Here is an 8,149-nt window from a genome sequence, read left to right on the forward strand (position 1 = left end):
CCTCTGTTCCAATTTCGTTAGCTGCCATTCTACCCAAGCCCGAGGTTTGCACCAGAGTCGCCACAAGGTCCGCGCTCTACACTAGTTTGCAATGCCGTACTTTTTCAGAGTCGGCAGCCAGTTTTCCTCAATGATTGTCTTAAACCCAAGGTTAGTTGGATGCATCTCGTTCGCCCAGTATTTTTCATATTCCAGTGGCGTAGTCGGTAACGTCCCGCGACTGTCTAAGTAGATCACCATATTTGCTGGCGAGTGGAACGCTTTGAAGACATCATCGGCTATCTGATCGATCACGACACGAGCGACGTGTTTGCGAAACTCGACGTCTCGTTCTACCCCGGCCTGGTTCATCGCTGGCGCAAGCCACCCTTTGCCACCAGCAAAGCCGCGGCCATCTGGGACAGGATAGTCGTAACCGTTAAGAAAAATAGGATGTTTGGCATCGGGATCCTTTCGGTAGGCCCAGCGGATGTTATGGATCAGCGATCCCAGCGAGGTCGAAAGCGAGCGCAAGAGGTCGTTCATTCGACCCTCGTGAATGCATTTCTCTGGGTCGGTGATGCCTACACAATTAGGTTTTAGCGCAAGTCCGTAAGCAACGACGTCATTACCCGCACCGCTGATATAGAATTCGGACCATCCGCGACTAAAATTGGGGGAGAGATAATGCTCGACGGTCCTCGCATGTCGACCGGCGCCAACATAGTCTTGGAGCAATGCTCCGTTGTATCCCAAGTTCTGCACTCTTGAGTGATCCGCGCTTACCAGTTTATGACGGGTCAACGTGCCAAGAATATTATTGTTCGGATACCAGAACCACGAGTCGCCTATCGCTAAAGCTGATGGAAATTCGCTTGGTTCGTAGTGTTCTCCTGGTGCGTAGACCCTACCCATGGTTTTCCCCAATAAAAATAACCACATAGCTTCCCGTATACACAGCCGAGCAAAATTTGTACCCGCAGGGCCGAAAACACGTATTTGAGTCGGCTCAGGAGATTTTTTGGAAGTACATTGATTAAGCAGTGTAAAGAACATCGACAGTAGACGACTGTTGCCCCGCCAGCGCCGTTTACGTCGCCGCAATATAAGGATGGCAGGCTGCCGATCAAGCAACCGATGTGGACGAAGGGCCGCGCTACTTCTGCTTGGATGAAAGGAAGTCTAAAAACAGCCAACGAAAATAACAATAACCAAATAAGTGGTGTACTGGCCATGATGGCTAAAGCAAATGCATGTGGCATAGAACTATTGGCTTGGTTCTTCTTCCCAGGCATCCAACAGTTATGTATTTGCTACCATAAATCATGTTTCTATGGCATTCGATTGCATAAAAATAAATTTTCCAACAACGGAAGTGTTTTTTATCGCAAATAGCTTAGAGTAAGATTCTACTTCGTCAAGGAACATGCCGATGAGAATCCTCAAAGTTGTTCTGATGTTGGTCGCTTCCGGCGCACTCGGGGCTTGCGGTTCTTTCCATATACACAACACCGCGCGCGAGGCCGATGCTGCAGCCGCCAAGGCCGATTATGACGCAAGCAAATATGGCGATGCGATTAAGTCGCAGCGCACGGTCCTAGCGGCGCTCGAACAAGGCGAAATCGCCGCGTCGCGCAAATATATCCATGCCTTGCGCGACACTGCGCTTGTGGGGTTGGCCACCGATTCTGAACTACTGGACCGCACGCCCACGCCAGCGACAGGGTTTATCGCGCGCTTCGCTGCTAAAACCGAAGCACGCCTCAGCACGCTCGACGGGCCGCCCACCACACGCCGCAACGCCCACCTCGACGCCTGGGGGGCCGACCGACGGCTGGTGCAGGCGACGAAGGAGGAACAGCGAGCGCGGGCCGGGCTGATCAGTGCGAAGGCCGAATTCAAGGACCTGCCGGCCTGTGGAGACGAGCTCACCTCACTCGCCAAGGGTCCCGACCACCTCGCGGCGATGCCGGCGGTTGCCGATCGAGCGGGGTTCGGTGAGTTTGTTAGAGCGGCTTGGGAACCCTCGCTACGCGACGAGATGACTCGGCTGGTGACCACCTGTAGCAATATCACGGCCGCGCAAACAAAGCTCGCTTCATCGCCTGCCGAGCCGGGTGGCTTGCTCGCAGCTGCGATCAAGGACCGTGACGACGCCATCAACAAGTTCAAGGCCGACAAGGCGAGCCAGGCCCAGCGCAAAACGGAGCTCGAGGCTGCAGCTGATGAACTTGCCGCCGTCAGCAAACAACGGACCACAGATGGCAAGCTCCGCGACTACACCTGTCCTGAAGTCTCAGCATCGACGGTCGCTAAGGAAGGCGCGACCAAGGAGCCGCCGACCCGCCTGTGCCAGGCGCTGGCCAACCTGGAAAAGCTCGGCGCCTTGGGCAAGCAAGTCATCGCACAGGAGAAAGTCGACCGGATCCGCGTGATCCTGTCCGCCATGAGCGGCGTCACGCCGAAACCTGGCGCCGACCACGACGTCGACAGCTCGCTGGCGCTGATCGCCGCTGCCACGCGGCTGGGACATGCGCTCGACACGTACCACCGGGCTGAAACCTGGCCGGCGATCGAACCGTTGATCATCGAGAAACAGCTTGCCGATGCCCAGTTGGCATCTGCCACCGCCCAGGTTGCGCTTTCTGCGGACCGCGTCACCTACCACGAAGAGATCGTCGATGCGATCAAGCTGGAGATCACCCTGCTCACCCGTGCGCACAGCACGATCGGCGGCTATGGTAAGTCACCGGTGACACCAAACGCCACCTGCCCCTCGAATGCGCCTCGCCACTGCAGTTCGCTCGAAGCGCTGCTGCGCTCGAACGGTCTGGTGAACGGCGTGCCGGAAGAGCGGGTCGCGTACCGCGCCATGGCCCTCCTATCCGAATCGTATGTCGCCAGGGACCGCCAACGCACGGCCCAGGTGCGTCTGAACGCGACCGGCTACCGCGAAGCGCTTATTCTCGCTGAGGAGTCGGTCGGGTCATGGAAAGCGCTGCTCGACACCCCAATGGAGCAGCTCAAGGCCTACCACGCGGGCGGGCTCAAACCTGCAGAACTGGCACCGCTGCTGCAGGCAATCGGCATATTCGGCATCGCCAACGGCGTCAATTGAGGAGACCGAGCATGTCTTTCATCCTGGTAAAACACCTCCCCCGGGCCGTACTGGCGTATGCCGTCGTAGCCTTACCGCCGTTGGCCAGCGCAACGGAGTCTAACGCCCTGCCTGCCCCGGAACAACTCAGTTTGACCACCGCGACCAATTTGTCTGCTGTCGCCGCCGAGCTAGAACGCCAGCACAAGGCGGTGCTGGGCATGGTTGCAAATCGTACCGACGCGCTGGTCGATCTGCACCGGTTGGCAGCGACAGCTCAAAAGGAAGCCGACCGCAACCTGCTGGTCTTGACGAACACCCGCGCCGCCGGCTTGTCCGGCTTCATCGCGTCCATCACCAAACACGGCGACGCGACGGCCGAGGCACCGGCCCAGCTCGAGGCGATGGAGGCCGCGGTGCGTGCCGAGTTAGCCACAATCACGGCTGTTCCCGCCGTTGCCACGGCCAAGATGCAGGCCGCGGCCAAAAAGCTGGCGGGGCTGTCCAAGCAGCAATCCGATGCCGACCGGCTGAGCGAATGGAGGACGTTCTACAAGGACACCAAAACCGCCACCGAAGCGCTGCATACGGAAGGGGAGAAAACGAGCGCCAAGGCGGACAACGCCAGCGAAAAATCGACCAGCGATCTGCTGACCAGCGAGCCGCCGCCCGCCAACGTCAAGTAAGAGGGAACGACCATGCCGACTTTCCGTGACCTCCAAGCTCAGGCCAACGACCCCGTCAACAAAGCGAAGGCGCTGGAAGCAGCATTGCAGATACTGCGCTTTCATGCGGTGTTCAACACCGAATACCATTTGGTCGAAGACAAGATCGTCGAAGCGGAGGATGCCATCGACGCGATCGATGCAAACCCCAACGGAGTCGATCAGGCTATGCGCGCTGACCTTTCTGAATTTGTGCTGGAGCAACAGGGCCGCCTCGATCTGCTCGACGCCAAGCTGCGCGCCTTCGAGGCAAGTGACCTCAACATCCGGCCGCCGACCAAGGAGATGGTAGCGCAGGTGAAGAAAGAAACTGCCCTCGTCGCCGCGCTTCAGGTGAAGGGTGGTGCCCTGTCCGCAATTATCAAGGGTTTGACGGAGATCGCCCAGATCGCGGACAAGAGCGGTAAGTCGCATCCGTGAGGCCAGCGCTTGCTACCGTCTCTAAAGCTTCTTGGCGCAGATCAGCCGTTGTCGTGCCGGCGATGCTCGCCATGGTCCTCGCGGCCGTAACCCATGTCAAACTCCATTGAGAACGGCATAGAGTCCTGTTCGTTCCTGTTAGGTCGATGAAGCGCGTAAGTCTAAACGAGGGCTCAATACACGTCAGAGGCGTTCATGGCCGGGAATCAGGCTTTCGGCGCAGCGCAACTGTCAAACACATTATAGGTCAGCGATGCCGCTTTCGCAGACTGTGTATGCGCCATAAGTTTGCGATGAAGTAAATGTGTGACTGCGCAGCTTCCTCTTTCCCCTCAAAATCTTTCCCCGCTTACTCATCCTACATATTCGCTATGTCTGCTTTGGGTCTATTGTGTTGAAAAACTCGGTCAGCTTGCTTCCAGAACAAGACATAGCGATAACTCGACTGTCCAAAACCGTGCCTGTTGAACGAACGCCGATCGGTCGAACGTTTGATGTCTACGAAAATCGGCAAAAATTGTTGCCGCGCGACTTTTTCAACACAATAGGTCGGTAGCGGACGTCAGCAGAAGGAACTGAAAGTTCTACGAGTCGTCGCTCTCATGCTCACCCGTGCGGCGTTGTAGCTCATCCTCATATAGCCTTCGATTTGTTCCGTCGGGTACTGAGCTATCAAACTCTGGAGACGATGATGGTCGAGTCTTCCGCTAATCGTGCTGTGATGTACGTCCGAATGTCGACGGAGAGCCAGGATTACTCGACAGATCACCAGCGCGCCAAGATCCGGGAGTACGCCGCGGTCCGTGCCATACCGATCATCCGCGAGTACGTCGACGACGGGAAAAGCGGCCTTGACATCAAGCGGCGTGCGGGGCTGCTGTCTCTCATGAAGGACGTCCAGTCAGCACAACCAGACTTCAGTTACATCCTTGTGTATGACATCAGCCGCTGGGGTCGATTCCAAGACATCGATGAAGCCGCATACCATGAACACACCTGTCGCCGTGCCGGAATTGAGGTGATCTATTGCGGTGAAAAGTTCGCGGGCGAAAGCGGCCCATATGCCTCATTACTCAAGAGCATGAAGCGAGTGATGGCTGCCGAGTACAGCCGCGATCTTTCTGAAAAGGTGTTTATTGCCCAGTCTCGTTTCACTGAGATGGGTTTTAAGCAAGGCGGACACGCAGGCTACGGACTACGACGCCTGGCACTCAAAGCGTGCGGAACACCGAGAGCAATACTGCAGTATCGCGAATCGAAGGTTGTTGCTACCGACCGAGTAATACTTGTCTGGGGTCCTTTGGACGAAGTCGCCACCGTACGTCGAATCTACATTCTCTACTTGCATGATCGGCTTAGCGAGGGGGCAATCGTGAGGTTGCTTAAGAGCGAACAGCTCCCGAGTGAGTTTGGGAGGCCGTGGACCCAACATATGGTCAAAACGTTGCTCACCAACGTTAAATACTGCGGCACCCTGGCGTACAACAGAAGATCGTGCAAGCTTTCTACCCCGCGTAAGCACAATACACGGGACGAATGGATCGTGAACACTGCTGCAGTTGATCCAATCATCGATCAGGCAATGTTCGACCAGGCTCAAGCTGAACGAGCGCGAAGGACACACAGATATTCTCGATCTGAACTGTCCAATCTTTTGCAGGTTTGCTACAGAAAGCATGGCATGATCAACTCGCAGATCATTGCGGCAGACCCAACAATGCCTGATACAAAAATGTTTAGTCGGGAGTTCGGCACTCTGCCCCGTGCCTATGATGCAGCTGGTCTGCCGCGCAGCCCAGCGTTCGCAGCGGCCGAGACGAGAAAGAAGTTATCGGTAAGGCGGAAGGAGCTACTCAACTGTGTAGTGAAGCATGCACAGGCTGCAGGTGCGATCGTCGAAAGAACATCCAAACCATCTGTCTTGTCGATGAACGGTAGCCTCCTGGTGCGGGTCGACGTAGAGGTGTGTCGTAACCCCAAGCGCGGCCTGCAATACTGGAAGCTCACAACAGAGCCGGAAATCGACTTTATCATCATTGAGCGGACGAACTCAGCTGTGCTCAACACCGTCGACTATCTCCTAGTGCCCGCCAGGAATCTCTCACCAGGGACAATTTACCTGAAAACACCGAACCTCATCCATTACTCGGCGCTGAGATTCAGCTCAGTTGGCGCAATATTTGGGGAGGTCGAGGCCGGCCATGTGGAGGCTGCATGTTGATGCCATTCTGCGACCGCGCTGCCCTGTACGTCCGGGCATCGACTGAGCACCAAAACTACTCCACTGATCATCAAGAGGCCGTACTCCAAGAATACGCGACTGAGCATAGCTTTCGGATCACAAGCATATATCGAGACAAGGGTCGAAGCGGGCTAACCCTGGATGGCCGCACCGGGTTGCTGCAACTCCTCACCGACATCCAGTCTGGCCGTGCTGATTTCAACGTTGTCCTCGTTTACGACGTGAGCCGCTGGGGCCGGTTTCAAGATGTCGACGAGAGCGCCTACTACGAGTACGCCTGCCGGCGCGCAGGCATTGCGGTCGCCTACTGTGCGGAACCATTTACGAACGATGGATCTCCGCTCGCCACGGTGCTTAAGGGCCTGAAGCGTGCGATGGCCGCCGAATACAGCCGGGAGTTGTCGGCAAAGGTATTCCGAGCACAGTGTCGCCTTACCGAAGCTGGGTTCAAGCAAGGCGGCACGGCGGGCTATGGGTTGCGACGCATCGCCGTCTCCGCAGCCGGGCAGGCCAAAAGTGTGCTCGGGCCGGGTGAACGCAAGAACATGCCCACCGATCGCGTCACCTATACCCTCGGCCCAGAAAACGAGATCGAAGTAGTCAAGCGCATCTACGAGATGTACCTGATCGAGTGCGTGTCTGACACGGGCATTGCTCGGCGCCTGAACGAGGAAGGAATTGAGAACCAGTTCGGTAGGCAATGGTCGCCCTTCCACGTCAAGCAGATCCTCACGAACGACAAGTATGCAGGCACGCTCGTGTTTAATCGCAGCACACGGCGACTGAGGAGCTCGCGCCGACCAAACACACCAGCGACGTGGGTAAGGCTCGAGGACGCATTCGACGCAATTGTCTCGCGAGAGAAGCTGGCGGAAGCACGGGCCGAACGGCAGCGTCGACGAAAGCAGTGGTCCAACGACGAGATGCTAGATGCGTTGCGGGACATTTTCGTCGAGCATGGCAAGGTTACCCTTGATTTGATCAACTCGAGCGGCGGACCATCCGTGAAGTCCTATGCGTTTCGCTTCAATGGCATCACCTCGGCAATGGGCCTCGCCGGTGTTAGCTGGCCATCCATGTCCCGAAGCACGATCACCAGGTACCGCATGCGCTGCATTACACGTGATATGACGATCGAGCTGGAAAGATGCGCTACCGCGGCCAGGGCCCAGGTCAAGAGGCTCAGCCCGCGCACCTTCCTCCTTAACGGCGTGACGGTGCGCCTGCTTTGTACGCGATGTCGGTTCGAGCGGAGTCATCCTTGCTGGAAGGTCACCTTGGTGCATGTTCCGGCTGTCGACTTCGTAATCTGGGTGCGTGCGGACCAGACCAATGAACGCATCGAGCGTATCTATCTCATCCCAATAGCCGATTTCCCGACTCACATCTACATCTGGCCGTCTAGACGAACGCTACCCAAGTATGAGCAGTATGCACATTCATCATTAGCTGCAATTTTCGGGCTGTGAGAATGAAATTTGTGGGCCAGTTACCATCCATAGACCGTCAGCTACCGGCCTATTGTGTTGAAAAACTCTCTGGCAAGAGTGAGATCGGCGGGCGTGTACAGTAAGCTTTCCGAATTTAAGTACAAACTATACCTGCTGAAGCTGAGCTAGCTCGTCTTTAGGTTTCCGATATGCGCTAGTGGGGCTAGCTTCCTGGCCATTCGCCTTAGATTTTGCG

Annotated in this window: 6 protein-coding genes; 5 read left to right on the top strand and 1 reads right to left on the bottom strand. The window is 56.4% G+C overall.

Translation table 11 applies throughout. The features are described from left to right. Positions 1-81: 81 nt before the first annotated feature. Positions 82-525, bottom strand: coding sequence for a hypothetical protein (locus tag HGB41_RS21405; RefSeq protein WP_171088301.1), 444 nt, complete (start codon positions 523-525; stop codon positions 82-84). A gap of 886 nt (positions 526-1,411) precedes the next feature. On the opposite strand from HGB41_RS21405, the gene HGB41_RS21410 reads away from it, so the two are divergent. The 5 genes from HGB41_RS21410 (at position 1,412) to HGB41_RS21430 (ending at position 7,932) form a co-directional block, all read left to right on the top strand. Then, positions 1,412-3,097 (top strand): hypothetical protein, encoded by a 1,686-nt coding sequence (locus HGB41_RS21410; RefSeq protein ID WP_171088303.1) that lies wholly within the window; start codon positions 1,412-1,414, stop codon positions 3,095-3,097. Between the two features lie 11 nt (positions 3,098-3,108). Further along, entirely contained in the window at positions 3,109-3,762 is a 654-nt protein-coding gene (locus tag HGB41_RS21415; RefSeq protein WP_171088305.1) for a hypothetical protein, read from the top strand. Between the two features lie 12 nt (positions 3,763-3,774). Continuing rightward, entirely contained in the window at positions 3,775-4,221 is a 447-nt protein-coding gene (locus tag HGB41_RS21420; RefSeq protein ID WP_171088308.1) for a hypothetical protein, read from the top strand. A gap of 691 nt (positions 4,222-4,912) precedes the next feature. Continuing rightward, on the top strand, positions 4,913-6,442 hold the full coding sequence (locus HGB41_RS21425; RefSeq protein WP_171088311.1) for a recombinase family protein: 1,530 nt from the start codon (positions 4,913-4,915) through the stop codon (positions 6,440-6,442). Next, a complete protein-coding gene (locus HGB41_RS21430) occupies positions 6,436-7,932 on the top strand; it encodes a recombinase family protein (RefSeq protein ID WP_171088312.1) in 1,497 nt (498 codons plus the stop codon). Before HGB41_RS21425 ends, HGB41_RS21430 begins: the two co-directional genes overlap by 7 nt. Positions 7,933-8,149 lie beyond the last annotated feature (217 nt).

Origin of the sequence: Telluria aromaticivorans (assembly GCF_013003915.1) — a bacterium.
GTDB classification, from domain to species: domain Bacteria; phylum Pseudomonadota; class Gammaproteobacteria; order Burkholderiales; family Burkholderiaceae_D; genus Telluria; species Telluria aromaticivorans.